The 25,374-nt window shown below is 72.2% G+C and carries 23 protein-coding genes and 1 pseudogene; 13 read left to right on the plus strand and 11 right to left on the minus strand.

Going from position 1 to position 25,374, the window contains the following annotated elements; genetic code table 11:
- The first annotated feature begins 83 nt into the window (after positions 1-83).
- Positions 84-416, plus strand: a complete 333-nt coding sequence (locus ACZ6QQ_RS17875; RefSeq protein WP_465877462.1) for a YnfA family protein — start codon at positions 84-86, stop codon at positions 414-416.
- Positions 417-460: 44 nt separating this feature from the next.
- Here ACZ6QQ_RS17875 and ACZ6QQ_RS17880 read toward each other — a convergent pair whose 3' ends face one another.
- A complete protein-coding gene (locus ACZ6QQ_RS17880; protein ID WP_465877463.1) occupies positions 461-1,150 on the minus strand; it encodes a DUF4232 domain-containing protein in 690 nt (229 codons plus the stop codon).
- Between the two features lie 206 nt (positions 1,151-1,356).
- Here ACZ6QQ_RS17880 and ACZ6QQ_RS17885 point away from each other — a divergent pair, with 206 nt between their 5' ends.
- Positions 1,357-3,168 carry a carbohydrate-binding module family 20 domain-containing protein gene (locus tag ACZ6QQ_RS17885; RefSeq protein ID WP_465877464.1) on the plus strand — a complete coding sequence of 604 codons (1,812 nt, stop codon included), beginning with the start codon at positions 1,357-1,359 and terminating at the stop codon, positions 3,166-3,168.
- A 39-nt stretch (positions 3,169-3,207) separates the two neighbouring features.
- Here ACZ6QQ_RS17885 and ACZ6QQ_RS17890 read toward each other — a convergent pair whose 3' ends face one another.
- Entirely contained in the window at positions 3,208-3,663 is a 456-nt protein-coding gene (locus ACZ6QQ_RS17890; RefSeq protein ID WP_465877465.1) for an SRPBCC family protein, read from the minus strand.
- A 175-nt stretch (positions 3,664-3,838) separates the two neighbouring features.
- On the opposite strand from ACZ6QQ_RS17890, the gene ACZ6QQ_RS17895 reads away from it, so the two are divergent.
- The gene (locus ACZ6QQ_RS17895) at positions 3,839-4,801 is read left to right on the plus strand and encodes a PfkB family carbohydrate kinase (protein WP_465877466.1); all 963 of its coding nucleotides are present in this window, start codon (positions 3,839-3,841) and stop codon (positions 4,799-4,801) included.
- Positions 4,798-5,670, plus strand: a complete 873-nt coding sequence (gene surE, locus ACZ6QQ_RS17900; protein ID WP_465877468.1) for a 5'/3'-nucleotidase SurE — start codon at positions 4,798-4,800, stop codon at positions 5,668-5,670. The genes ACZ6QQ_RS17895 and surE overlap by 4 nt, the downstream gene beginning before the upstream one ends.
- Positions 5,671-5,741: 71 nt before the next feature.
- Here the strand turns inward: surE and ACZ6QQ_RS17905 are convergent, their stop codons facing one another.
- On the minus strand, positions 5,742-6,110 hold the full coding sequence (locus ACZ6QQ_RS17905; protein ID WP_465877470.1) for an STAS domain-containing protein: 369 nt from the start codon (positions 6,108-6,110) through the stop codon (positions 5,742-5,744).
- A 457-nt stretch (positions 6,111-6,567) separates the two neighbouring features.
- Between ACZ6QQ_RS17905 and ACZ6QQ_RS17910 the strand changes: the two genes are divergently transcribed.
- Positions 6,568-6,711: a hypothetical protein gene (locus ACZ6QQ_RS17910; RefSeq protein ID WP_465877471.1), complete on the plus strand. Its 144-nt coding sequence runs from the start codon at positions 6,568-6,570 to the stop codon at positions 6,709-6,711.
- A gap of 175 nt (positions 6,712-6,886) precedes the next feature.
- Complete coding sequence (locus ACZ6QQ_RS17915; RefSeq protein WP_465877472.1) at positions 6,887-7,315, plus strand: hypothetical protein; 429 nt, start codon at positions 6,887-6,889, stop codon at positions 7,313-7,315.
- A 146-nt stretch (positions 7,316-7,461) separates the two neighbouring features.
- Here the strand turns inward: ACZ6QQ_RS17915 and ACZ6QQ_RS17920 are convergent, their stop codons facing one another.
- From ACZ6QQ_RS17920 to ACZ6QQ_RS17930, 3 genes are all read right to left on the minus strand, one after another.
- On the minus strand, positions 7,462-10,227 hold the full coding sequence (locus tag ACZ6QQ_RS17920) for a cellulose binding domain-containing protein (protein ID WP_465877474.1): 2,766 nt from the start codon (positions 10,225-10,227) through the stop codon (positions 7,462-7,464).
- A 275-nt stretch (positions 10,228-10,502) separates the two neighbouring features.
- Positions 10,503-10,943: a hypothetical protein gene (locus ACZ6QQ_RS17925; RefSeq protein WP_465877475.1), complete on the minus strand. Its 441-nt coding sequence runs from the start codon at positions 10,941-10,943 to the stop codon at positions 10,503-10,505.
- A 22-nt stretch (positions 10,944-10,965) separates the two neighbouring features.
- Positions 10,966-13,197 (minus strand): hypothetical protein, encoded by a 2,232-nt coding sequence (locus ACZ6QQ_RS17930; RefSeq protein ID WP_465877568.1) that lies wholly within the window; start codon positions 13,195-13,197, stop codon positions 10,966-10,968.
- Between the two features lie 232 nt (positions 13,198-13,429).
- Here ACZ6QQ_RS17930 and ACZ6QQ_RS17935 point away from each other — a divergent pair, with 232 nt between their 5' ends.
- The 3 genes from ACZ6QQ_RS17935 (at position 13,430) to ACZ6QQ_RS17945 (ending at position 15,241) form a co-directional block, all read left to right on the plus strand.
- Entirely contained in the window at positions 13,430-14,110 is a 681-nt protein-coding gene (locus ACZ6QQ_RS17935) for a BON domain-containing protein (protein ID WP_465877476.1), read from the plus strand.
- A 79-nt stretch (positions 14,111-14,189) separates the two neighbouring features.
- On the plus strand, positions 14,190-14,690 hold the full coding sequence (locus ACZ6QQ_RS17940; RefSeq protein WP_465877477.1) for a redoxin domain-containing protein: 501 nt from the start codon (positions 14,190-14,192) through the stop codon (positions 14,688-14,690).
- Positions 14,687-15,241: a DsbA family protein gene (locus ACZ6QQ_RS17945; RefSeq protein WP_465877479.1), complete on the plus strand. Its 555-nt coding sequence runs from the start codon at positions 14,687-14,689 to the stop codon at positions 15,239-15,241. The genes ACZ6QQ_RS17940 and ACZ6QQ_RS17945 overlap by 4 nt, the downstream gene beginning before the upstream one ends.
- Positions 15,242-15,248: 7 nt before the next feature.
- Here the strand turns inward: ACZ6QQ_RS17945 and ACZ6QQ_RS17950 are convergent, their stop codons facing one another.
- Positions 15,249-18,050 carry a winged helix-turn-helix domain-containing protein gene (locus ACZ6QQ_RS17950; protein ID WP_465877481.1) on the minus strand — a complete coding sequence of 934 codons (2,802 nt, stop codon included), beginning with the start codon at positions 18,048-18,050 and terminating at the stop codon, positions 15,249-15,251.
- A 406-nt stretch (positions 18,051-18,456) separates the two neighbouring features.
- On the opposite strand from ACZ6QQ_RS17950, the pseudogene ACZ6QQ_RS17955 reads away from it, so the two are divergent.
- Positions 18,457-18,675, plus strand: a pseudogene (locus tag ACZ6QQ_RS17955) (saccharopine dehydrogenase); the annotation flags it as partial.
- Between the two features lie 37 nt (positions 18,676-18,712).
- Here the strand turns inward: ACZ6QQ_RS17955 and ACZ6QQ_RS17960 are convergent.
- Positions 18,713-19,498: a S1 family peptidase gene (locus tag ACZ6QQ_RS17960; protein WP_465877482.1), complete on the minus strand. Its 786-nt coding sequence runs from the start codon at positions 19,496-19,498 to the stop codon at positions 18,713-18,715.
- Between the two features lie 294 nt (positions 19,499-19,792).
- On the opposite strand from ACZ6QQ_RS17960, the gene ACZ6QQ_RS17965 reads away from it, so the two are divergent.
- Positions 19,793-20,617 carry a hypothetical protein gene (locus ACZ6QQ_RS17965; protein WP_465877483.1) on the plus strand — a complete coding sequence of 275 codons (825 nt, stop codon included), beginning with the start codon at positions 19,793-19,795 and terminating at the stop codon, positions 20,615-20,617.
- Positions 20,618-20,792: 175 nt separating this feature from the next.
- On the plus strand, positions 20,793-21,947 hold the full coding sequence (locus ACZ6QQ_RS17970; protein WP_465877484.1) for a DNA polymerase III subunit beta family protein: 1,155 nt from the start codon (positions 20,793-20,795) through the stop codon (positions 21,945-21,947).
- Between the two features lie 53 nt (positions 21,948-22,000).
- On the opposite strand, the gene ACZ6QQ_RS17975 is transcribed toward ACZ6QQ_RS17970, so the two are convergent.
- The 3 genes from ACZ6QQ_RS17975 to ACZ6QQ_RS17985 form a co-directional block, all read right to left on the minus strand.
- Positions 22,001-22,564 (minus strand): hypothetical protein, encoded by a 564-nt coding sequence (locus ACZ6QQ_RS17975; RefSeq protein ID WP_465877485.1) that lies wholly within the window; start codon positions 22,562-22,564, stop codon positions 22,001-22,003.
- Between the two features lie 111 nt (positions 22,565-22,675).
- On the minus strand, positions 22,676-23,749 hold the full coding sequence (locus ACZ6QQ_RS17980; protein WP_465877486.1) for a CU044_5270 family protein: 1,074 nt from the start codon (positions 23,747-23,749) through the stop codon (positions 22,676-22,678).
- Positions 23,742-24,311, minus strand: a complete 570-nt coding sequence (locus ACZ6QQ_RS17985) for an RNA polymerase sigma factor (RefSeq protein ID WP_465877487.1) — start codon at positions 24,309-24,311, stop codon at positions 23,742-23,744. Before ACZ6QQ_RS17985 ends, ACZ6QQ_RS17980 begins: the two co-directional genes overlap by 8 nt.
- 335 nt (positions 24,312-24,646) lie before the next feature.
- Here ACZ6QQ_RS17985 and ACZ6QQ_RS17990 point away from each other — a divergent pair, with 335 nt between their 5' ends.
- The gene (locus ACZ6QQ_RS17990; RefSeq protein ID WP_465877488.1) at positions 24,647-25,195 is read left to right on the plus strand and encodes a hypothetical protein; all 549 of its coding nucleotides are present in this window, start codon (positions 24,647-24,649) and stop codon (positions 25,193-25,195) included.
- Positions 25,196-25,374 lie beyond the last annotated feature (179 nt).

The raw sequence follows: 25,374 nt of genomic DNA on the forward strand, positions 1-25,374 counted from the left end.
GGAAGAGGTGGGGCTTCCCGCGACACGTGTCGCGGGGAGCCCCACCGCCGTCCGCGGGTGCGAGCCGGTCGACAATGGCAGCCGTGACCATCGTCCGATCGCTGCTGTTGTTCCTGCTCGCGGCCGTCGCCGAGATCGGCGGGGCGTGGCTGGTCTGGCAGGGCGTACGCGAGCACCGGGGACTGCTCTTCGTCGCCGCCGGGATCCTGGCGCTGGCCGGGTACGGCTTCGTCGCCGCCTTCCAACCGGACCCGAACTTCGGTCGCGTGCTGGCCGCGTACGGCGGGGTGTTCGTCGCCGGGTCGCTGGCCTGGGGTGTGCTCGTCGACAGGTTCCGCCCGGACCGCTACGACCTCACCGGCGCCGCCGTCTGCCTGGTCGGCGTCGCGATCATCATGTACGGCCCGCGCGGCTGACCGTACGTCCGCCGGTCAGCCGTCGGTGTCCGGCCGGGGCCGGGTCACCAGGCGACGACGCCCTGCCGGCTGGGCTGGATCGTGCCGATCTGCACGCTGCTCAGCGGCAGTTCGGTGACCGTCTGGTTGCCACCGTCGACCCCGGTCAGGTGGGCGACGACGAAGTCCGAATCGCCGGCCGGGCCGATCCGGACGGTGGTCGCCACCGCGCAGTCCTGCGATGACTTGTCGCAGGTGGTCCACTTGATTCCGGCGAACCCGGACTCGCCGGGATCCAGGTCGGCGGCGATGGTGGCGCCCGGCTGGCTCACCCGCTGCTGGCTGACCTTCAGCAGACCGCCGTCGGCGGCCTCCAGCCGCAGGTTGATCCAACCCTCGACCCGGCAGGGTGCGGATCCGGCGTTGGTCAGCACCAGCATCGCCATTCCGGCCCGCTGGATCGTCAGGTCGGCCTTCAGGCCCTTGGCCTTGCAGGCGGCCACCGCACCACCGCCGGCCGGGGTGCCGTTTCCGGGGGCGGGGTTGGCGTTGCCGGGGGCCGGGGCGGCGGTGCCGGGGGCTGAGGTCACCCCGGCCGACGGGCCGGGGCCGGCCGTCGCCGACGCGCTGGCGTCGGCGCTGGCACCGGGCCCGGTGGCAGCCGGCGACGTGCCGGGCCGGTCCTCGGCGCAGGCACCGAGCGCGGCGATCGTCGAGGCGAGGCAGGCCGCGACGAGGAAACGGGTCGGACGCATGGGTTACCCACTCTTCTGCGGAGGTCAGGGGATTCAGCGGCGAAACCACCCACACCGGGCGCCCCGCAGAATCTCACGCCCACCCCGCACCGGCAACACGAAGGGCTTCCGGTGCCATCGGGACATCGACAGAGGTAAATTGTCATCGATCCGCAACATGTGCGCCACCTGCCCGTCCCGCGTCGCTCTACCCCCGAAGGATCACCATGGGTGTACGAAGAAGCCGCGCCGTCGTCACCACCGCCCTGTTCACCACCGGCCTGCTGGTCGCCGCACTGCTCGTCGGCACGGTCGGCCGACCGGCCGGGCAGGCCACCGCGAGTCCGGCCAGTCCGGGCAGCAAGGACGTGATCGTCCACCTCTTCCAGTGGCCCTGGGCCTCGGTCGCCAACGAGTGCACAGGCGTGCTCGGCCCGAAGGGCTTCGGCGGGGTCCAGGTCTCCCCGCCGCAGGAGCACGTCGTCCTGCCCGGCCGGGGCTACCCCTGGTGGCAGGACTACCAGCCGGTCAGCTACCAGTTGACCAGCCGTCGGGGAGACCGGGCCGCCTTCGCGAGCATGGTGCAGACCTGCCACAACGCCGGGGTGAAGATCTACGTCGACGCGGTGGTCAACCACATGGCCGGCGGGGCGTCCACCGGCGCCGGCAGCGGCGGATCGACGTACGGCCACTACGCCTACCCGGCGGTGCCGTACGGGACCGGCGACTTCCACCACTGCGGGCGCAACGGCAACGACGACATCGCCAACTGGAACGACCGCTGGGAGATCCAGAACTGTGAGCTGGTGGACCTGTCCGACCTGCGGACCGAGTCGTCGTACGTGCGCGGCAAGCTGGTCGCGTACCTCGATGACCTGGTCTCGCTCGGGGTGGACGGCTTCCGGGTCGACGCGGCCAAGCACCTGCCGGCGGCGGACCTGGCGGCGATCGTCGACCCGGTGACCGGTGACCCGTACGTCTTCTCCGAGGTGATCGAGGGCGGTGCCGGCGAACCCACCCCCGAGGAGTACGCCGGGATCGGCGACGTCACCGAGTTCCGGTACGGCGACGTGGTCGGCACCGCCTTCCGGGACGGCACCCTGTCGAACCTGAACAACCTCGCCTCCTCGATGCGGCTCGGCTCGGCCGACGCGGTCGCGTTCGTCGACAACCACGACACCCAGCGCAACGGCCGGGCGAAGCTGACCTACCACAACGGATCGTCGTACGCGCTGGCCGAGGCTTTCATGATCGCCTGGCCGTACGGGGTGCCGCAGGTGATGTCGAGTTTCACCTTCACCGACCCGGAGGTCGGGCCACCGGCCAGCGGCGGCACCACGAGCGCGGTCACCTGTGCCAGTGGCTGGGCCTGCGAGCACCGCTGGCGGACCACGGCGAACATGGTCGCGCTGCGTAACACGGCGGCCGGCGCGGCGGTCACCAACTGGTGGACCAACGGCTCGAACCAGATCGCCTTCGGCCGGGGCACCGTGGCGTACGCGGCGTTCAACCGGGGCGGGGCGGCGCTCACCCGTACCTTCCAGAGCAGCCTGCCGGCGGGCACGTACTGCGACGTGATGGCCGGCGACTTCTCCGCCGGCACCTGCACCGGGGCCCGGTACACGGTCAACGCCGCCGGTCAGTTCACCGCGACCGTGCCCGCGAACGGGGCGCTGGCGCTGCACGTCAACGCCCGTACCGGCGCCACCCCGACGAACACCCCGCCGCCGGGGCTCTGCGCCGGTGCCACCACGGTCACCTTCGAGGTGAACGCGACCACCGTGTGGGGGCAGAACGTCTTCGTCACCGGCAACACGGCGGCGCTCGGCAACTGGGATCCGGCGAACGCGGTGCCGCTGTCGTCGGCCGCGTACCCGGTCTGGCGGGCCTCGGTCGCGCTGCCGCCGAGCGCTCCGGTGCAGTACAAGTACATCAAGAAGGACGGGTCGCAGGTGATCTGGGAGAGCGATCCCAACCGGACCCGGAACCCTCCGACGTACGCTCCGTGCACCGCCACCTGGTCCGACACCTGGCGGTGAGCCGACGGTGGTGCCCGCCCCGACCGGGGCGGGCACCGCTCAGGCGGTGGGGCCGGCGTCGAGCCTGGCCTGGATCCGCGACCCGAGCGCCAGGTGCGCGGTGCGGGCCTGCCGGAACGCGTACGCGAACAGCGGTCCCGGCGCCGACAGCGTGATCTGTACGTCGATCCGGGTGACCCCGTCCGGTTCGGAGCGCAGCCGGGCGTGGTTGCGCACGGTGGTGTTCGGCCACTGCCGGGCGACCGCCACCACCTCGTCCTCGTTCGCGGTGAGGATGTCCGCCTGGTAACGGGTGCGGAACGTGAACGGGCCCCAGGCGAGCCGGTCGGTGATGGTGTAGCTGCGCAGCGCACCGGGGCGGGCCGGGCGGGGCTCGACCGCGATGATCAGCGGGTGCAGGTCGGCCTGCGCGGTCAGGTCGGCGAGCAGCCGTACCGCGTCGGCCCGGCTGCACCGCGACTGCACCGTGTAGTGGAAGACGTCCTGCTTCGACACCGGCTCTCCTCCGTCGATGGTTGGCGGACAGTGCACCACGTGAGCCCCGTTCGCGACACCCCGCCCCGCCCTCCGGTACGGCCGTCGAGGTCGCCGATCGGTGCAGCGATGTTCGCCAACCTGCCACCCGGCGTTCGTCCGGTAGGGAAACGTAGGGGACATGGATGCCCATGTCATGGTTTTCGCGCCCGCTCCACAACTGACGGTCACCGTGGATCAGCCCGGTGACGAACCGGAGATCCACCTGCACCCCGGTGGCCAGGGGGTCTGGCAGGCCCGCATGATCACCTGCCTCGGTACCCGGGTGGTGCTCTGCGCCAGCCTCGGCGGCGAGATCGGCCAGGTCCTCGAACCGTTGCTGGCCAGCGAGGGGGTCGAGCTGAAGGTGGTCCGCCGGGACTCGTCCAGCGGCGGGTACGTGCACGACCGCCGCGACGGCCGGCGTGACGAGATCGTCGACGTGCCGGGACACGCGCTCAACCGGCACGAGCTGGACGACCTCTACAACCTGGCCCTCGCCGAGGGACTCCAGGCACCGGTCAGTGTGCTCAGTGGGCCCGGCCACCGTTCCCTGGTGCCACCGGACGTGTACCGGCGACTCGCCGCCGACCTGGGCGGCAACGGCAGCCGGGTGGTGGCAGACCTCTCCGGTGAGCACCTGCGCGCGGTGCTGGAGGGCGGGGTGTCGTTCCTCAAGGTCAGCCACGAGGAGTTGCTCCGCGACGGTCTGGCCGACGACGACAGCGAGGCCGAGTTGACCCGCGTGCTGTACGAGCTGCACGCGACCGGGGCCGAGTCGGTGGTGGTCAGCCGGGCCGACGAGCCGGCGTTGGCCCTGGTCGACGGCGAGGTGCACGAGGTGCACATGCCCCGGTTGGAGGCCGCCGACCCGCGCGGGGCCGGGGACTCGATGACCGCCGGGGTGGCGGCCGTACTGGCGGCCGGTGGGAGTCTGGAGCTGGCGGTGCGTACCGGGGCGGCGGCCGGGGCGTTGAACGTGACCCGGCACGGGCTGGGCACCGGTCGACCGGACTCGATCAACGGCCTGGTGGACCGGGTGCGGCTGACCCCGGTCGGTTCCGGGCGGCAGGACCGGATGACACCGGACGACTTCGCCGGACGGGCGGCCGGCTGGTGACCGTACGGGTGCTGGTCACCAACGACGACGGGATCGCCGCGCCGGGCATCCGGTGGCTGGCCCGCGCGGTCGCCGAGCGGGGGTACGACGTGGTGGTGGCGGCGCCGGCCGAGGAGGCGAGCGGCACCAGCGCGGCGATGATCGCGGTGGAGCGGGAGGGCCGGGTGGTCGTCGAGGAGCACGCGGTCGAGGAGCTGACCGGGATCCCGGCGTACGGGGTGGCCGGCTCGCCGGGCTTCATCACGTTGATCGCGATCCACGGTGCGTTCGGGCCGCCGCCGACGCTGGTCGTCTCCGGGATCAACCGGGGCGCCAACGTCGGGCGGGCGGTGCTGCACTCGGGCACGGTCGGGGCGGCCTTCACCGCCGCCGCGAACGGCGCTCACGCGATGGCGGTCTCGCTGGACGTGCTCTCGGTCGGCGATGCCACCGCCGGCAGCGGTGGTGCGGCGGTCGCCTCGTCGGGACGGTTCCGTGACGAGGTACGCAACTGGGCGACGGCGGCACGGGTGGCGGTCGACCTGCTGCCCCGGTTGACCTCGGGACCGCAGGCGAGTGTGCTCAACGTCAACACCCCCGACCTGCCGTACGAGCAGCTGCGCGGCGTACGGGCCGGCACGCTGGCCGGGTTCGGGCAGGTGCAGATGACCGTGGCCGAGTCGGGGCGGGGGTTTGTCCGGACCGCTCTGGAGGAGTCCGGCGAGCCGGTGCAGCCGGGCACGGACGTGGCCTGGTTGGCGGCCGGTTATGCCTCGGTCACGGCGGTCCGGGCGGTCACCGAGGCTACCGACGTGGACCTGTCGGGGCTGGGCGAACCGGACGGGCCGGTTGACTCGGACGGGCTGGACGATTCGGGCGGAAGTGGTTGACCGGTTCCGTCACCGGCCGCGGTGGTCGACGCCGGCCGGTGACGGAGGGTGGTTCGGTGAGATTGGTCCGCTCAGGCGCCGGGGAGCTGTGCTTCCGGCGTTGCCGTCGCCCCGGAGAAGTACGGCTCGGGGGCGCCGAAGAGACCGAGCAGTCCGGTGACCCAGAGTTGCCGGTGAACGAACCGGCTCGGCTCGGTGACGACCAGCTTCACACCACTGACCTCGGCGGTTTGGAAACCGGCGACCATGGCGCTGATCCCGACCGAGTCGATGAAACTGACCAGTCGCATGTTGAGCTCGATCCGGGGCGGGCGCCCCTTCGCGAGCAGGCCGACAACAGCTTCGCGCACCTCGTACGCGGTGTCGACGTCGATCTCGCCACGGGGGGCGATTTCGACGACTCCACCAGGCAGGATCGACTTGGCGATCGACAGGCTCACGCGAGCACCTCCACTCGCCCAGATCCGGGCGCTTCATCAGTACGCGGGCCGCGACCGAGAGTATTCCTCGGATGGCCCCGGTCGCCACCCCTCCGGCACGGCAATCTATGCGGCCGATCCGACAAAACAGCCCTTATCTGGTCATTCGTCAGCATATGTTCTCACGATTCAGGATGCCACTCGCAGCCCCGTCCGGCCATCAGGGTATCCCCCGATCCGTCAACCTCCGTGCCGGCGCGGTTACCGGGAAGCGTCGCCACCGGCTCCCATCGGCCCCGGAGCGGGCGCGACCTCCCGCTTCCCGGCGGAATGTGCGTTGTGACACTTCCACCGCGAAGCGCACGTCAGGTCCGTACGAGGGATCTTTCTCCCATCGATGCGGGTGGACGCCGGCACCTAGACTCGGGGCCTCGACCGGCGCGCTCCCCCTGTTGCGCGCACCGAGAGAGGACTGATCATGCTCAAGCGGTTGCTCGGCCTGGCCGGCGTAGGTGCCCTGCTCGCCCTCGTACTGGCCTGCGGGTTCGGGTCCGGCGGCGACGATGACGACGATGACGACGACGATTTTGCCCGTAGCACGTCGATCGTCCTGATCCGCTAGGCCCCTCTCCGGCGGGGCCCACGACCCGTCACCCGACCTCCGCCGTCACTTCCGTGGGCACACACGGGTTTGCCGCCGGACATGTCCGGGCACCTCCGAAGCAACACGAAACCGCGCCGAACAGATGGCTCTGTCCGAAGTGCCCGCTGCTTTCGGCATCCGAGGAGGTACCACGATGTTCGGAACGAACCTGGTGGCGCGTCGCAGCAAGCCCGAACAGATCGCCGACCAGGCGTGGCAGCACCTACAGGCCGCGTTCGGTTCGGCCGGCGACAGCGTGCGTCACGTCGCCCGCGACACCGCTCACTCGGCCCGGCGAAGCACGTCACACCTTGCCGACGAGGCCGGCGACCGGGTCGGCTCGGTGGCCGACGAGGCCTGGCGGCGGGCCACCGCGGCCTCCGCCGCGCTGGCCGGCCGGCGACCGGGGCTGCCCTGGCTCTGGATCATCGGCGCCGCCGGCATTGGCGCCGCCATCGGCTGGGCCGCCGGATCGGCCGCCCGCGCCATGATCGCCCGCGAGGGCGAGGATCCGAGTACGACCGAGAGCGTGGAGTTCGTCGAGCTCAGCCCGCCGAACCCCAGCGTCCGCCTACACAACTGACCCACCCACCCACGGGTGTCGCCCGCCGAACACCGGCGGACGACACCCGTGACCCCTTCCGTTGATCATGAAGTTAGCGACAGGGATCGAGCTCGGAACAGTCGCTAACTTCATGATCAACGGAAGGGGTCACGAGGGCGGGGCGGTTAGGTGCCGGTGCAGGGGGTTGGGGGTGGTGGGTTGTTGGGGGTGGTGGAGGCGGCGAGGAAGCCGAACGTGGTGGTGGCGTTCGGGGCCAGGGTGCCGTTGTAAGCGACGTTGCGGACCGTCACGGCAGATCCGCTCTGGGTGTGCGTACCGCCCCAGATCTGGCTGATGACCTGGCCGTTCGAAAACGTCCAGTTCACCGCCCAACCGGTGGTCGGTGTCGTGCCGGTGTTGCGTACGGTCACCTCCGCCTGGAATCCGCCCTGCCAGGAACCCGTCACCCGGTACGTCGCCGTGCAGCCACCGGCCGGTGCCGTGGTCGGCGGCGTGGTGGGCGGAGTCGTCGGCGGGCGAGTCGTCGGCGGGCGGGTGGTCGGCGGAGTTGTCGGCGGGCGGGTGGTCGGGGTCGAGGTGGGCGGGGTGGTCGGCGGGGTGGTCGGGCCGCCGAGGCGGTCGGCGTACAGGACCCCACGGCCGTTGGTGCCGAGGTAGACCCGACCGTAGATCCTCGGGTCACCGGTGATCGCCTCGGCGGCGTTGCCGTACTGGTGCTGGTCGTCGTTGATCCGCACCCAGACACCGCCACCGTTGTCCGAGCGGTACACGCCGGCCTTGCCGTCGACGGTCGCGTACGCGAACAGCGCCGGGTACGTCTGCCCCGGTGCCGCCTTACCGAAGCCGATGTTCACCGCGCCGGTCACGTTGCCCAGTTTGGTGAAGCTCGCGCCGGAGTTGGTCGAGTGCCAGATGCCGGTGCCACCGGTGGTGTCGCCGCCGGCCAGCCAGATGTCGCCCTCGACCCCGGGCAGCGCCTTGAAGTGCACGTTGCCGCTGGTCGGCAGCCCGGTGGCGGCACTGGCGGTGAAGCTCGCGCCGCCGTTGACGCTGACGTAGAACCGGCCGCCGTCGAAGGCGTAGAACGTGTTCGGGTTCACCCGGTCGGCCTCGACCTTCGCGTTCGCCGGTACGCCGGTCGACGCCGTCCACGAGTTGCCGTAGCCGACCGAGTGGACGACCTGCTGGCCGGAGTCGCCGGGAGCCCAGACGAACCGGCTGCCGTTGGCCGCGGCGGCGACCGTACCGCCGCTGTTGATCCCGCCCGGCTCCTGGGCCTGGAACCAGTTCGCGCCGCCGTCGGTGGAGAAGGCGACGTGGCTGTCGTTCGGGCGTTCGGAGTCGGTGAAGTTGCCGGCCCGGACCATGATCGACGGATTCGACTCGGCGAAGTCCAGGCTGGTGGTGCTGGTCATGTTCGGCTGGGTGAACATCATCGCCGGGACCGCGTCCAGGTTGGTGTGCCGGAAGCCGCCGATGTCACCGAGCGCGCTGACCAGCGGGGCGCCGCTCGGCGGGCTGATCAGGTCGAGCACGGCGGTCTCCTCCAGCCCCCTGACCATCGGCCGGATGGTGAGCGTGCCGCCGGTGTCCCAGTTTTTCAGGTTGGTGGTGCCGTAGATGGTGGCGCCGGTGCCGTACATCATCCGGTTGCCGTCGAACGGGTCGATCTCCAGCGACTCGTTCATCCAGCCCAGCTTCGGCGACTCCTCGGGCGGGGCGGGGTTGGCGCCGAAGCTCAGCCAGGGCGCCGAACTGATGTCCATGGTGTAGCGCTTGGTCCGGTTGGGGTAGCTGCCGAAGTCCCAGATCCGGGTCCAGGTGGCGCCCCCGTCGGTGCTCCGCCAGAAGATCGCGTCCGGCCACCAGGAGATCTGGGTGGCGACCATCAGGATGTTCGGATTCGTCCGGTCGATGGTCAGTCCGCTGTACCCGAAGTAGGCGTCGGTGCTGCTGGACGGGATCGGGCTGATCTGGGTCCACGCCCCGGTCGCCCGGTTGTACTTCCACACGTCGCCCTTGTTGCCGTCGTACGGGCCGCCGGTGTCGCTGGTGGCGATGTAGAGGAAGCCGCCGACGTGGTCGACCACGCCCTTGTGGGCCAGGTAGCCGGTGGGCTGGCCGGCGATCCGTTCCCAGGTGGTGCCGCCGTTGGTGCTGCGGTAGACCGGGTTCTGCTTGTCGGCCACCCCGACGTAGATGGTCTGGGTGGTGTTGCCGGCCGTGCCGGTGCCTCGGTCGAAGGTGACCCAGGTGACGCCCTGGTTGCCGTTGAGGTAGCCGTTGGGGTCGTTGGGATCCTGGGCGTAGTTGCCGACGTTGGGGAAGTTGGTCACCTTGGCCCAGGTGACCCCGTAGTCGGTGCTGCGCCACAGGCCGTTGCCGCCCTCGGCGCCGTAGTAGAGGGTGCCGTTGCGGTTCGGGTCGACGGCCAGCCGCTCCCCCTGCCCCCGGCCGGGCATGTTGCCGCCGACCTTGAACGGCAGCACGGTCGCCTGCCAGGTCGCGCCCCTGTCGGTCGAGCGCAGGATCGCGCCGGGGTTCGGGTCCCAACTGTTGGTATACATGCCGACGGCGGCGTACACCCGGTTGGTCTGGACCGGGTCGGTGGCGATGCTGAGCACCCCGTTCCAGCCCCACCGGTCCCAGCCGACCCAGTCGAGCAGCGGGGTCCAGGACTGGCTGCCCTGTTCCCAGCGGTAGGCGCCGCCGATGTCGGTCCGGGCGTAGATCAGGTTGCGTTCGGTGGGGTTGAAGACGATGCCCGGCACGAAGCCGCCGCCGTCGATCCGGACGTTCTTCCACGAGTACGGTTCGGACGCGGCGGCCGCCGCCGGTGACGCGGACGGGCTGACGGCGACCTGGGCCACCACGGCCACCACGCCGGCGACGACAACGGCCGCGAGCGCGCTGGCGAGACTTCTACGCATGTACGGCTCCCTCTGAGCGCTGACGCTGTTACGGGGGACGGAGAACCGCCATGCACGGTGCGCGTGGGCGTACCGATGCCGGTGAGCGGGCACGGGCCATCGACTGCCGCGCCGAGCGCGTGCATGAGCGAGGGATGACGGTGGTGCGGAGCTGCCCTTGACTTCCGCACCGGGCACGATTGGCTCCCGCACCGGTCTGGTGCAGACCCTCACACACGCCGGTCAGCGCTGTCAATAGTTGTGTATTTAAACTAAAGAATGGTTACCGGTACGGCTCAGCGCACCGGCCGGACCGGCGGCAGCACCCGGATCGGCCCCTCGGTCGACGGTTCCGGACTGAGCGGCGGCTCCGGCGACTCCGGCGGCGTGGTCGGCTCGGCCGGCGGGGGCGAGGTCGACTGGCTGGGCGCACCGGGCGAGGACGGCCGTGAACCGGTCGGAGCCGGCGACGTCGGTTTGCCGGGGCCGACCGGCGTACGCCCGGGAAAGCGGTCCGGAGCCGGCGGCGCCAGAACGGGGCCGGTCGCGGACGGGTCGGGCGTCGGCAGACCCGACGGGACCGGCTCGGTCGGTGAGGCGCTCACCCCGGCGGAACCGCTCGGAAACGGTGGCGCCGGCACCGGCTCGGGCCGCAGCAGGGTCCCGCCCAGCCACACCGCCGGCCCCAGCCCGACCGCCACGATCCCGCCGAACAGCGCCGCCACTCGCCGGTCCATCCGCACTACCTCCCCGGCCCGCTCAGCCGAGTCGGAACACCACCGCTCCGGCGACATCCTCACGGCTGATCCCGAGCCCCTGTGTGTCCCGGTTGAGCACATCCTGCCATGGCGTGCCGTTCAGGTACTCGGGGAGCACGACAACTGTCCGGATGCCGATCTGCCGCAGGTACGCCACACTCGACTGGTCGGGAAAACTCGGCGTCAGCGCCCGGATCTGTTGCTGCGTCGGCGGAACGAACGATGCCAGGCCGTTGGCGATCTGTGGGAACCCGTCGGTGGACCAGAGCATGACGGTGAATTCGAACGTGCCGTCGCTCGGCAGCACCAGCATCGGTCCGGTCATCCCGCGCAGCACCGCCGGCTGTGGCTGCACCGGTGCGTGCGGGGTGGTGTTGAACCCTTCGAGCACCACCAGCAGGAGCGGCACCAGCATCAGCAGCCGGACCACCCAACCGGCCGTCGGACGGCCCGGCCGTACCGCCGGGACCGGCCGTGGCGGCGCCGACCGGGCGACCGGCACCGCCCGCCGGATCAGCCCACCGGCGGCACCGGCGGCGACGGGCTGGGCCGGCCGGATCAACCCGACGGTGGCACCCGCGCCGACCGGCTCGCCCCCACCGGTCGCGGGCGCGTCGGCGGCGGCACCGGTACGACCGGCGCCCTCGCCGCCGTCGGCGTCCTCGGTGCCATCGGCGGCCGTGGTGGCATCGGAACCCGTGGCGCCGTCGGGGTCGTCAGCGGCCGTGGTGGCACCGGAACCCGTGGCGCCGTCGGGGTCGTCAGCGGCCGTGGTGGCACCGGAATCGTCGGCGGCCGGTGTCTCGCGAGCGGCGGCGGGGGCCTGCTTGTCCGGGGCCGCCGGACCGGCGGCGGTGGCGGAATCGACCCCGTCCGCGCCGGGCGCACCGGTTTCCCCGGCCCTGGTCGGCTCGGCTCGGCCGATCATGCTGACCACACCGGCGGCGAGGATGCCGAGCAGCAGCGTGGTCCAGAGGATCAGCCGGCCCGGCGTACGGATCCCGTCCCAGCCGGGCAGGTGCAGGAACAGGGTCGCGTACCCCGGATCGCCGTCCCCGCCGAACCGGGTGCCGGCCGCGAGCGCGACGCTGACCAGCACACCCACACCGAGCAGCACCCGGTGACGGACCCGCCAGGCGGAGAAGAAGAGGCCGGCGAAGGCAAGCCCGATCAGCACCACACCGGGCAGCAGCGTCATCTCACCGGCGAACGGCAGCAGCTCCCGGGCGGCGGCGTGCCGCTCCCCCCACAGCCACGACTCCGGCGGCGCGGTGAAGAAACCCCGCAGCGGCGGGGAGAACTGCTCCAGGTGGGCCAGGGTCCGGCGGCCGTCCGGGTTCTGCTTGACCACCTCCAGGTACGGCATCGCCATGGCGAGCGTGACCACGGCGAAGACCAGCCCACCGGCCAGGTCGGCGGCGAGCAGCCGGCCGCCGAAGACCGGTCGGGCCGAACGCCGCCACCAGGACCAGCCGTAGCCGATCGCCACCACCACGCAGATCAACGCGAGGGCGTACCCGAACGGCAGGCCGATGCCGAAGCCGAGCGTCATCTGCCAGGCGGCGACCAGCCAGCCGGCCAGCGCCCAGCCCGGACGGCGGCGATCCGGCCGGTAGCCGTACGTCAGCGACCAGCCGTGGCCGCGGGCGAGCATGGCCAGGGCGAGCGCGATGCCGCCGATCGAGAGCACGTGCAGGTGCCCGGCCTGGGCCAGCTTCCACGGCGCGTACCCGAACGCGACCCCGGCCAACGCGGCCCCGATCCGGTTCGCGCCGAGCTGGCGGACCAGGGCGTACGCCCCGACGAAGGCGAGCGCGTGGACCAGCACGTACAGGATGTTGTAACGGACGATCGCGGCGACCGGCCCCTCGCCGATCATGCCGAACGGGGCGTAGCCGAGCAGGGTGTCGGAGTACGCGTACGTGTAGCGCTCGGGGAAGAACGTGTTCGAGTGCCACAGCTGGGTCGGATCGGTGAGCAGGGCGTGCCCGCCCCAGGCGATCTGCCACGCCTGGAGCACCGGGTCGCCGGTGTCCTGCGGGATCGTCTGGGTGATGTCGCGCAGCGTCGGCCAGGTGAGCAGGACGGCCAGCAGCAGACCGCCGAGCGAGGCGAGGGTCCACTCGTGCCGCAGCAGGCGTACGACCCGGGCTGTCCCGGCCCGGCCGCGCGGCGGCCCGACCGGCCGCTCGGGCACCGTGGCCGAGGCGGCCATCCGGTCCCCCGCAGTCACCTCGTCGGTCGTCATCCGCTCTCCTCCACCCACGTCAACGCACCTGCCGGATCGACAGTCGATGATTCCCTACCGGCCCGCGCCCTGTCACGCGGCCGACCCGCCCGGCCCCACCTTTTTCGGGTGATGGGAAGTCACCCGGGCACCCCGTTGCATCGGCCGTGACAGCGCGGCCCCACCGGTCGGTCCGGCAGCCGACCGGTGCGCAATCTATCCCGTGGGAGGAACGACCATGACCTCGGCGACGACAACGGCGCGAACCGACGAGGAGATCCAGCGGGACGTCCTCGACGAACTGGACTGGGAGCCCCGGGTCCAACCCAACGAGATCGGCGTGACGGTGCAGGAAGGGGTGGTGACCCTCACCGGCTGGGTGGACAACTACGCCAAGAAGTGGGCGGCGGAGCGGTCCGCGCACCGGATCAACCGGGTCCGCGCGGTCGCCAACGACATCGAGGTCCGGTTGCCGTCGTCGGCCGAACGCAGCGACGCCGACATCGCCCTGGCCGCCACCCGCGCACTGGAGTGGGACGCGTTCGTGCCGGTCGGGAACCTGGACGTGACGGTCTCCAACGGCTGGGTGGTGCTCCGCGGCGACGTCGAGTGGGAGTACCAGAAACGGGCCGCCGAGCGGTCGGTCCGCCGATTGGCCAGCGTCCGTGGGGTGACCAACGGGATCAACGTACGCCCGGTCGGGCAGCCGACGACCGACGAGTTGGAACGGCTCGTGGTCAACGCGCTGATCCGCAGCGCCGAGACCGACGTCGACCGGATCGACATCGACGTGCAGGGCGACCTGATCGTGCTCACCGGTGCCGTCGACTCGTGGTCGCAGCGGCAGGAGGCGGAACGGGTGGCCTGGTCCGCGCCGGGCGTCGCCGCCGTCGACAACCACCTGATCGTACGGCTGTGAGCAGCGACGTCGCCGAGGGGCGCGGACCACCCGCAGCGGGTGAGTCGGCCTCACCCGGCGCGGCGCGAGGATGAGAGACATGACCGATCCCCACGGCGCACTCCGACCGGGACAACCGGCACCGGAGTTCACCCTGCCGACCGGACCGGACCATCGGGTCAGTCTGAGCGACTTTCGGGGCCGGCCGACCGTACTGGCCTTCTATCCGGCGGACTGGAGCCCGGTCTGCGGCGACCAGATGGCGCTCTACCAGGCCATGCGCTCCGAATTCGACCGCTACGGGGCGGCCCTGGTCGGCATCTCGGTGGACAGCTTCTGGTGCCACCGGGCGTTCGCCGAGCACGAGGGAATCGAGTTCCCGCTGCTGTCGGACTTCGAGCCGAAGGGCGCGGTCGCCCGGAGCTACGGCGTCTACGGCGCGGACGGCTACGCGCAACGGGCGCTGTTCGTCCTCGACCCGCAGGCCCGGGTGAGCTGGAGCTTCGTCTCGCCGCCCGAGGTGAATCCGGGTGCCGACGGCATCCTCGACGCACTCGACGAACTCATCAGCCGTCAGGCGCAGACCACGGAGGCCCGATGACCACGCCGATGCAGGTCACGTCGAGCAAACTGCGGGTACCGGTCACCGACACCGACCACGTACGCGGGCCGGCGCAGGCACCGGTCACCCTGGTCGAGTACGCCGACCTCCAGTGCCCGTACTGCGGGCAGGCCTATCACCGGCTGCACGAACTGCTGCGCCAGCGCCCCGAGACGGTACGCCTGGTCTTCCGGCACTTCCCGCTGAGCAACGTGCACCCGTACGCGGAACTGGCCGCCGAGACGGTCGAGGCGGCCGGCGTACGGGACCAGTTCTGGGCCATGCACGACTGGATCTTCGAGCACCAGGACCAGCTCGACCCGGTGCACCTGTCGATGGGCTGCCAGCAGCTCGGGCTGCCCGAGGACGAGGTGAACGACGAGGTCGCCCGGCACGTGCACTCCGACCGGATCCGGCGCGACTTCGTCGGCGGGATCCGCAGCGGGGTCAACGGCACCCCGACGTTCTTCGTCAACGGGGTCCGCCACGACGGCTCGTACGAACTGCCGGAACTGCTCGCCACGGTCGACCAGGCAGCGGCGGGCAGCTGACCACCGGTCAGATCAGGCGCAGCTCGCGGGCCCGGCGGACGGCTTCCCGACGCCGGGTCGCGTCCAGCTTGCGGTAGATGTTGCGCACGTGCGTCTTCACCGTGTTCACCGAGACCGACAGCTCACCGGCGATCTCCACATTGGACAGGATGCTCTGTAGGTAACGCAGGACGGTGAGTTCCCGGTCGGTCAGCGGCTCGCCCAGGCCGGACACCGCCGGGGCCAGCCGCCCGCCCCGCTCCCGCCGGTCGACCGGTGCCACCCCGTCCGGGCCGGTCTGCTCCGCACCGGCGGCGATCAGCTCGCGGACCATCGGCCAGTACGCCGTACCGGAGTCGAGGTGCGCGGCGAGCAGGTCACGGGCCGGTGGGACGGAACGGGTGAAGATCCGGCGGAACCCCTCGGGCTCGGCCAGCACCAGCACCTCCTCCAGGGTGCGGGCGGCACGGCGGTGGTCCCCGACCGTACGGGCGGCGAGCGCGTCGAGCAGCCCGGCCTCCAGCCGTACCGGCAGCAGCCAGGTGTCACCGTCCGGCCCGGCCCAGTCCGGCAGCGTACGGGCCGCCGCCGCCGGGTCCCCGCCGTGCAGGTACGCGCGAGCCAGCGCCACGGCGAGCGCCTCCGCACCCCCGGTCGCCTCGTCCAGGGGTCCGAGCAGCAGTTCCCGGCCGCGTCCCAGGTCCCCGTGCGCGGTGCACAGGTCCGCCTCGGCCGCGAGCAGCCACTGCGTCAACTGCCCGGCCCGGTGCTGGTCGGTCAGCCGGGCGCGGGCGGCGAGCAGCAGCGGGTAGGCGCCGGCCAGGTCGCCCCGGTCCCGCCCGAGCTGGGCCCCGACCCAGCCGGCCAGTGCGGCGACGGCGGGCTCCCGGCTCTGCGCGATCCGGTTGCCGGCGAGGGTCAGGTTCGCCCCGGCGTCGGCCGGCCGGTCCCGGTGCAGGGCGACGATGGCGAGCGCGAGGTAGGCGTGAGCGTGGTCGGCCGGTGCGCCGCCGTCGGCGTCGAGCGCGCCGCCGACGACCGTCCGGGCGTCCCGTTCGGCCGCCACGAGCCGACCCCGTACCGCCCGGACCAGGGCCAACCGGCCGGTGCAGGCGAGCACCGTGCGGGTCAGACCGGCCCGCTGCGCGTCGGCGAGCGCCCCGGTCAGTTCGGTCTCGGCGGCGATCAGGTCTCCGGCGCCGAGCTGTGCCGCACCGGCGGCGGTTCGGGCGATCGCGCGGGCATCGAGGTCGACCGGGGGCCGGCCGGCACCGGCTCCGGGCGGGGACGCCAGGGTACGCAACCGGGTGGCGGCGGCGAGCACGTCGGTGACCTCCCCGGCGAGTTGCGCCCCGGCCAGCCGCAGGGCCGCCCCGATCAGCGCGAACCGGTCCCGGCAGGCCCCGGTGAGCTGCGACTCGTGCCGTTGCGCGAGCCGGAGGTAGCCGTTCACGCCGTCCGGGTCGCCCCGGTCCAGCGCCTCGGCGGCGTAGGCGAGGGCGAGTTCCGGCTGGGCGCGTACCGCCTCGGGGGTGGGCGGTGCCGGTGCCGGCGGACCCGACCGGGCCGGTGCGTACGCGACCAGTTGCGCCCAGTGCCCGACGAGTACGTCGACGGCCCGGTTCGCCTCCCCGGCCGCGAGGGAGTGCCGCAGTGCCGGGGCCGGCAGTTCCCGCGCCGTCGCCCAGGTGGCCGCGCGACGGTGCAGGTCGAGCAGTTCGTCGGCGGGACGCAGGCACTGCTCGGCCCGGAGCAGTTCGGCCAGCATCCGGTGGTAGCGGTAGACCGGTGGTCGACCGCCGAGGCCGATCACGAATCCGGTCTCGCGTTCCAGCTCGGCCAGCACCCGGTCCCCGTCGATCCGCCCGGTGAGGGCGTTGACCAGGTCACCGCTGAGCCGGTCGGCGATCGCGCCGCGCCGCAGCACGTCCCGGTTCTCGTCGGTCAGCCCGGCCAGCACCTCCACCGACAGGTAGTCGGCCACCGCCGCGTCGTCACCGGCGAAGGTGTCGACGAACCGGGCCGGGTCGGGGTGTCCGGGCAGGGCGAGCGCCGCGAGCCGGAGACCGGCGGGCCACCCCTCGGTCCGTACGCGTAGCTCGTCGGCCTGCTCGGCGGGGACGCTGATGCCGTGCGCGGTCAGCAGCTCGGCGGCCTCGGCGGCGGTGAAGGCCAACTCGGCGGCGCGGATCTCGGTCAGCTCACCGCGCAGCCGCCACCGGTGCAGCGCCAGCACCGGGTCGGTCCGCCCACCGATCACCAGCCGCAACCGGTCCCCGGCGTGCCGGAGCAGGAATTCCAGACCGTCGGCCAAGTCCGGGTCGTCGATCCGGTGGAAGTCGTCGAGGACCAGCGTGACCGGCTCCGGGCGGTGGCTCAGTTCGGCGGCGAGATGGTCGAGGAAGTCCCGGTCCACCGGCTCGTCGGTGCCCTCGACGGCCGGCGCCGGCTCGTGCGCACCGGGCGGGCCGGAGTCGGCGGAGCGGACGGCGGCCCGCAGGTACGACCAGAGCCGGCCGCCCCCGTCGCCCGGTTCGAGGGAGAGCCAGGCCCGGTCTCCGGCGCCGTCACGCGACCGGTACCAGGAGCCGAGCAGCGTCGTCTTGCCCCAGCCGGCCGGGGCCGACACCAGCGTGACCGGGCCGCCGGCACCGGTCTCCAGCAGCGAGAACAGCCGGGGGCGGGCGACCACCGCGGCGGGCAGCGACCCGACCGCCAGCTTCGAGGCCAGCAGCGGTGTCACGGCGGGCTCGTCGGCCCGGTCCCGCACCAGTTCACCGGTACGACCGCGCGGCGCGGCGGCGCCGGCTCCGATCCGGTCCTCGGGCATCCTGTTCCACCCCCGCGGACACGACAACATCCATCGCTTCGACAAAAGCCCCGACAACGCTTCAACATCGCTTCGAACGTCACTTCGAACGTCACGGCTCGATCCGGACTGCCGTCCGGCGCCCGCCCCGGATACCCGGCCCGCCGCGGTTCACCCCTGACGGAGGAGACCGGTTCACCCGGCGGGCAGCGGTGACCCGTACGGCCCCGTCGTCCGGTGAGACTTCGCGGATGTCCACGCCCCGTCCGTACGACATCGTCCTGTTCGGCGCGACCGGGTTCACCGGCGGGCCGACCGCGCGGTACCTGGCCCGGAACGCTCCCGCCACGCTCCGCTGGGCGCTGGCCGGGCGCGATCCGCACCGGCTCGCACGGGTGCGCGACACCCTCGCCGCGATCGACCCGACCTGGCGCCCGGCGGCGGCCGCCGGGTGGTCACCGAGGTGGCCGGCGGTGATCCGGGGTACGACGAGACCGCCAAGATGCTCGCCGAGTCGGCCCTCTGCCTGGCCCTGGACGACGATCTGCCACCGACCGCCGGTCAGCTGACCCCGGCGGCGGCGATGGGTGACGCGCTCACCGCACGTCTCGTCCGCGCCGGGATCACCTTCCGGGTCCTGTCCTGACGATTCGGTCAGCGCAGGGGTGTCGGGTCCGGCCGGGTCAGGCGGGCAGGCCGCCGACCTGGGTGTTGATCCAGGTACGGATGGCGGGCAGGTCGCCGTAGATGGACGGGCCGGTGGCGCAGGTCGGGTTGTTGTTGCCGGCCCGGCTGGTCGCGCCGATCAGGTTCCACCGGCCGCCGACACTGCGCACCTGCGGGCCGCCCGAGTCGCCGTAGCAGGCACCCGCGTTGCCGTTGGTGTTGTTGGTGCAGATCTCCAGCGAGGAGTTGATCCCGCTGCACCGGCTGTCGGCGACGATCGAGGTGTCGAGTTCGTTGGCGACCAGGGGCGCCGAGCCGCAGCCGCGGACCGGGCAGGTCTGGCCCCAGCCGATGATCCGGGTGACCGTGCCGACCGCCCCGGAGGTGGTCGGGATCGGGGCCGGGGCGTGGCTGACCGAGCTGGCGAGTTGCAGCAGCTTCACGTCGCTGGTCGGGTGGTTGACCGCCCGCGTGACGCTCACGACGGTGCCGCCGCTGCTGCGGTTGACGCTGCCGACGCGTACGGAGGCCGGGGTCGGGCAGTGCTTCGCGGTGACCGCCCAGTTGGCCTTGATGAGCGAACCGGTGCAGCCGGAGACGTACACCATGAACGAGTAGTTCTCGGTGGCCGGGCGGCCGTTGACGACCTGGACGCCGATGCCGTCGGGGCCGGACGAGCTGGCACCGGGTGCCGCGCCGTAGTACGGGCTGGTCGCCGCGCCGGCCACGCCGGGCGCGGTCACACCGGCCGCGACGAGGCCGGCGACGAGCAGGGCGCGGGCCAGCAGGAGGGAGGCTTTCATGGTCACCTGGTCCTTCTCTTCGGGGGCGGAGAGGGGGATCCCAGGCAGCACCTTATCGTTCATTAAATCTAAGTCGATGAATGCAGACGATATCGCTTACCACCTATCGCCACGGGATGACCTGCCGCGACGGAAATCCGTCACCGGAAATCGGGATATGCTGACCGGTCCCGAATGTGGTATTTGGCGAAGGCGCCGACAATTGCGCTCAGGTGGCCGGAAGCCCGCGACCCGTGCCATGCTCGGGGCGTTGTCAACCGTACGACTGTCAGGTGGATCCGGCGGAGGGTAGGCGTGACCCAGCTCGACCTCCCCGGTCCCGCGCCGACCCAGCCCGCCCCGCAGCCGACCACCGAACAGGTGACCCGGTTGCGCCTGCTGGTCACCGTCAAGACCGCCCCGCACCCCACCGACCGGTCCGACCGGACGGTCTGCGCGACCGGCGTCAGCGCCGACCCGGACCGACCCGGCTGGATCCGGCTCGCCCCGATCCCGATCGGCGAACTCGGCCCCGCCGCCGCCTTCGGCACGTACGACATCATCAGCGTCGACGCCCGACCGGCCGACCCGGACTTCGGTCGGGAGAGCTGGCAACCGGTCCCGCACACCCTGGTCCGCGAACACCACCTCAAGCGGTGGCAGTGGCGCCGGCAGTGGCTGGACCCGTACCTCGGGGAGACGGTCTGCCGGACGCGGCCGGACGGGCCGACGCTCGCCCTGGTCCGGCCCCGGCGGGTCGACGGGCTCGTCCTCACCCCGCACCCCGGCTGGACGATCGAGCAGCAGCGGCGGCTGGACGCGTACGCCGACCGGCTCGACCCGACCGGACACCAGGACCGGGGCCCGCTCGGTGCCCCCCGGTTCACCGGCGCCTACCAGTACCGGTGCGACGGCAACAACTGCCCCGGCCACCGGCGCACCATCGTCGACTGGGAGTTCGCGGCGCTGCAACACCGGCTCGCCGGGTTGCCCGACGAACGGCTGCGCACCGCCCTGACCACCGCCTTCCTGCACCGGATCTGCGGCCCGGACCGGAACCCGGCGTTCTACCTCGGGCGTTCCGCCGACAGCTGCGACGACTACGACGTGCTCGGCGTCTACTGGCCGCCGAGGCGCTGACCCCGGCGCCCCTTGCCGACCGGTCGGCTCGGCCGCCTGGCCTGCGGACAGGTTCGCCGGGCCTGCGGACAGGTTCGGCGGGTCGGCGGATAGGTTCGGCGGGTCGGCCCTCGACCTCGACGGGTTGACCCTCGACCTGGTCGAGCCCCCAGGATCAGCGGACGTGGAGAGCGACATGCGCAGCATCGGGGAGATGGCGCGGGCCAGTGGCCTGACCGTCAGCGCCCTGCGGTTCTACGACGGCGCCGGCATCCTGGTGCCCGCCGTGGTGGACCCGGAGACCGGCTACCGCTGGTACGCCCAACAGCAGCTCGAACCCGCCCGCCTGGTGGCCCGGCTGCGCCGGGTCAACCTGCCGCTGGCCGAGATCGGCCTGGTGCTCCGGCACTGGTCCGAGCCGGTGGTCGTACGCCGCCTGCTGGACGGGCACCTGCGCCGGTTGGAGGCCGGTCTCACCGACGCGCGTCGCGAACTCTCCCGGGTCCACGCCCTGCTCGACCGCGAGGAGAACCTGATGACCGGCTCGACCCATCTGACCCTGAACCGGGCCGACCTGGCCGCCGGACTCGACGCCGTACGCTTCGCTGTCGGCGACGACCCGGAACTGCCCGTACTCGGCTCGGTGCTGTTCGAGGTCGAGGAGTCGGTGCTGCGCCTGGTCGCCACGGACCGCTACCGGCTGGCGGTCGCCACGGCGGCGGTGAGCACGGTCGACGGGCCGGCGCGTCGGGTCCTCGCCCCGGTCGCCTTCGTCGACCAGGCCCGTACCCTGCTCGCTGGCGCCGGCGGCGGGAGCCGGAGCACCAGCGGCACCAGCCGCAGCGGCGCCGGGGCCGGATTCGGGGCGGACGAGCCGGTGACGGTGGTCCTCGGCGGCACCGAAATCGGTCTGCGGGCCGGCGGACTGACCGTGCAGGGGCAACCGCTCGACATCGACTTCCCCGACTACGCGCGGCTGATCGGCGAACGGCTCGCCACCGGCGTGCGGGTCGCGGTGGACGTGCCGGCCCTGCGCGCGGCGCTGGCCGCCGCGAACACCACCACCGTCGTACGGGAGCAGGACGGCAGCACCCGTACGGTCGCGGTGCTGGGAATCGACGCCGACGGAACGCTGGCGGTGCTGGACCCGGCGACACCGGCGGACGACGAGCACGGCCCGGACGCGACAACGGGGCCGATCGGGGTGGACCGGGAGTTCCTGCTGGAGGCGCTCGACGCCGGTGGCGCGGGGCAGCTCGTACTCGACCTCGACGGACCGATCCGGCCGTTGGTGCTGCGCCTTCCCGGCGACGACCTGACCTACTCCGTCCTGATGCCGATCCGCCGCTGATGCCGGTTCGATGCCGATGCCGGTTCGACGCCGACCAGGCCGGGCGGGACGTGTCACTCCTGTTCGAGCCCCCGGTACCGGAGCATCCGGCGCCGTCGCCGCCAGCCGAGCCAGGAGACGAGGGCGAACCAGGGCACCGTCAACAGCGTGCGGACGAGATCCTCGGTGCTCAGGTCACCAGGGAGCAGGAGCCCCAACTGGAGCACCGCCAGGCCGGCGAAGGTCCAGGGCAGCCAGGGCGGGCTGGGATCGTGGGCGATCAGGTCCCGGACCAGTACGTCGACCCGTGGGTCGTCGGCGTGCCCGTCCCGCAGGGCCCGCTCGACCGTTCGCCGGGTCGCCGGATCGACCCCCGCCACCAACGGCGGGTCGGTACGCGCCCGAAGCACCAACCACGCCACGGCGAGCGCACCGGCGATGAACAGCGCCACCCCGGTACCGATCAACAGCCAGCTGGTGACCGATGTGTCCCCACCCGCCGCCAGGCCACCGCCGATGATCGTCAGCCCGGACAACGGAGCCACGACCAGAACGGTGAGCCGCATGCCGCGGCGTACCCGACGTCGGGCCCGTTCCCGTAGGTACGACCGTCCGTCGTCGGACAGCACCTCGGCCATGGCGACCACCTCCGGTGCTCCGGGGATACCCGTCCACCGGTTGGCTCAACCACGGCTTCGGCCAACGGTGCCGACGGGTGTCCGTCCGGAACGGAGGTGTGCGCCGTCCACTCAGCCCTGACCGAGCTGGTCGGTGCGCTGGTGGGCCAGGTACAACACGTAGGAGATCACCGCGGGTGCGCGTACGGACGAGCGGGGCGGGCTGATCAGGGCAACCTGCTCGTAGCTGAGCAGGGTCCCGGTGTCCGGGTCCAGCACGGCCAGGTCGCGGGTCGCACCGGCGGCGCTGTCCACGCTGACCGCGACACCGACCCGGCCGGCCCGGTCGACCACCTTCCCCCGGTACACCAGCCCGTTGGTGTCGGTGAGCACGTGCAGTACGGCGGCACGCAGGGCGGGACTCATCTCGTGGAATCGGTACAGGTCGGCCACCGCCCGGATCACGGCCTGTGGGCCGTTGCTGAAGGGTTCGTGCGCGGACAGTTGTCGGGTCAGGATCGCCGGGTCGGTGGCGGGATCCTCCACCACGACGGCCAGCTCACCGGGACGGTATTCGGTGCGGGAGCGCTCGGCGCCGGGTGGCGGCCCGTCGAGCCACCCCGCCTGGGTCGCGTTCGCGGGCTGCGCCGGCAGGACGGTGACGTCCTCGCGACCGGAGCCGTCGGCCGCCCACCACAGCCGCTCGTCGCGGGCGACCACGGCGTTCGCGGCCACCGGATCGGCCCCGGTGTCGTCCAGGGACCAGGTCTGGCTGTGCTGATAGGTGTAGCGGCCCGAGCCGGCGGGCTCGTCCAGCCGGGCGGTCCGGTCGGCCAACTCCCGCAACCAGGTCCCGGCCGGGTCGGCCGCTCCGGGAAACTGGAGCCCGAGCGCGGCCGGTACGACGGCCAGCGCGACCACGTTCGGCTCGCCCCGGCCCGCCACCCCGACCGGCAGTACGTTGACCAGCACCAGCGCGCCGACCCCGAACGCCACGGCGGCGACCGGCACGATCATTCGCAGGCGTACGCCGGGTCGGGTCACCGCCCGCCGCCACCGCCCACCGATCCGGCGCTGGTCGGCCAGGTGCCGCAGCTCGGCGGCGCTGCGCCGGGGCGGGCCGATCTGCTTGCCACGCATCGGGTCGTTCGCCTCGACCAGGCGTCGGACCAGGCGTTCGGTCTGCTCGTCGGGTTGTTCAGCCATGGATGCTCTCCCCCGTGCCTCGGCGACCCGCTCCACTGAGCACCGGGTCGGCGGTCCCCACCATCCAGCCGCGCAGCCGGCCCAGTGCCCGGGAGCGTCGCTTGCGTACGGTCGCCTGCCACAGGCCGAGCACCTCGGCGATCTCGGCGGTGTCCAGTCCGTCCAGGTACGCGAGTTGGAGCACCTCCCGCTCGGCCGGCTTCAGCTGGCCCCAGACTCGACCGAGGTCCAGTCGGTCGCAGACGGTCGCGCTCTCCTCGCCCTCGGTCGCACCGGCCACCACCTCCATCACGTCCATCTCGACCAGGGCCAACGGGTGCCGTCGACTCCACCGTCGATGGTTGCGCAGGTGGTTGTTGGCGGTGGCGAAGAGCCACGCCCTCGGCTCGTCCGGCACGTACGCCCGCCGGTCCCAGGCGGTCATGAAGGTCTGCTGTGCCAGGTCCTCCGCCTCGCCCTCGTTGCCACCGAGGGCACGCCCCAGCATCCTGACCACGTCCGGCCAGAAGCGTCGGTGCAGTGCGTCGTGCCACGCCTCGTCCCGGCCGCCGTTGCCGCCCACCGATTTCTCCTCGAGGGATCGATGCCTCTCGCCCCCCGGTACGGACAGCACCGGCGGCGATCTATGTCGTTCCTCCCACCATGAATATGTCCGCTGCCGGGCGGGTGTGACCATCCGGGCCGGGTGGGATCGGCGGGAAATTTGTCGATCTACCAGTGAGCTATCCGACAAATCACTGGTTTCGCCCCATCAAGATGCCGATGACCTGCAAAAACATGAAGGTGAATCGTGACCCCTCATTCACCGCCATCTTTGCCACAATGTGACCAAGGTCAGATTGGGACTCCGACCGAACTCCCTCACCGCACGGAATCCCGTACCCCGAGGAGGCTGCCATGGCACCCACCCCCCGCCGATGGCCCGGAACCGCCACCGTCCTGGCCGCGATCGTCGCGATCGTCGCGGTCGTCGCCGCCGCACCCCCGGTCACCGCCGGTCCACCGGGCAACCCCGGCCCGTACACCGCAGTACAGGTCGAGATCGACAAGCACCTGGCCGCCTATCCGGGCGGTCGGCAGACCGGTCCCACCGAGATCAGCTACGCCGACGGTGACTTCGTGCTGACCTTCGAACGACCGGTCGGTACCACGGCCAGCCCCGACTGCGCCGCCGGCTGGTTCTGCTTCTACGACCGGATCAACTACGGCTACCCGCGCGGACAGCTCTCCAGCTGTGGCTGGCAGGACCTGGCCGACTGGGGCTGGCACGACCGGACCGAGGCCGTGCACTTCAACATCTCGTACGGGTCGGTCTCGTTCCTCAACCACACCAGCGCCGGGCACGGCACCGACCAGTACCTGTTCGCGGCCACCGCCAGCGTCCCCACCGACAACGACGTCGCGCCGTACCGGAACCAGGCCGACCACGTGAACCGCTACTGCTGAGCCGATCGTGGTGCCGGTGCGGGCGCGGAGGACCCGCACCGGGGGGGGGGGGGGGGGGGAGGGGGGGGGGGGGGGTGGGGGGGGGGGGGGGGGGGGGGGGGGGGGGGGGGGGGGGGGGCAGGGCAGAAGCCGCAGGTCCGGCTTTACGAAGGCGTGCTGCAGGTAGTCGCCGCTGACCG

It is taken from the genome of Micromonospora sp. NPDC049529 (assembly GCF_055586685.1).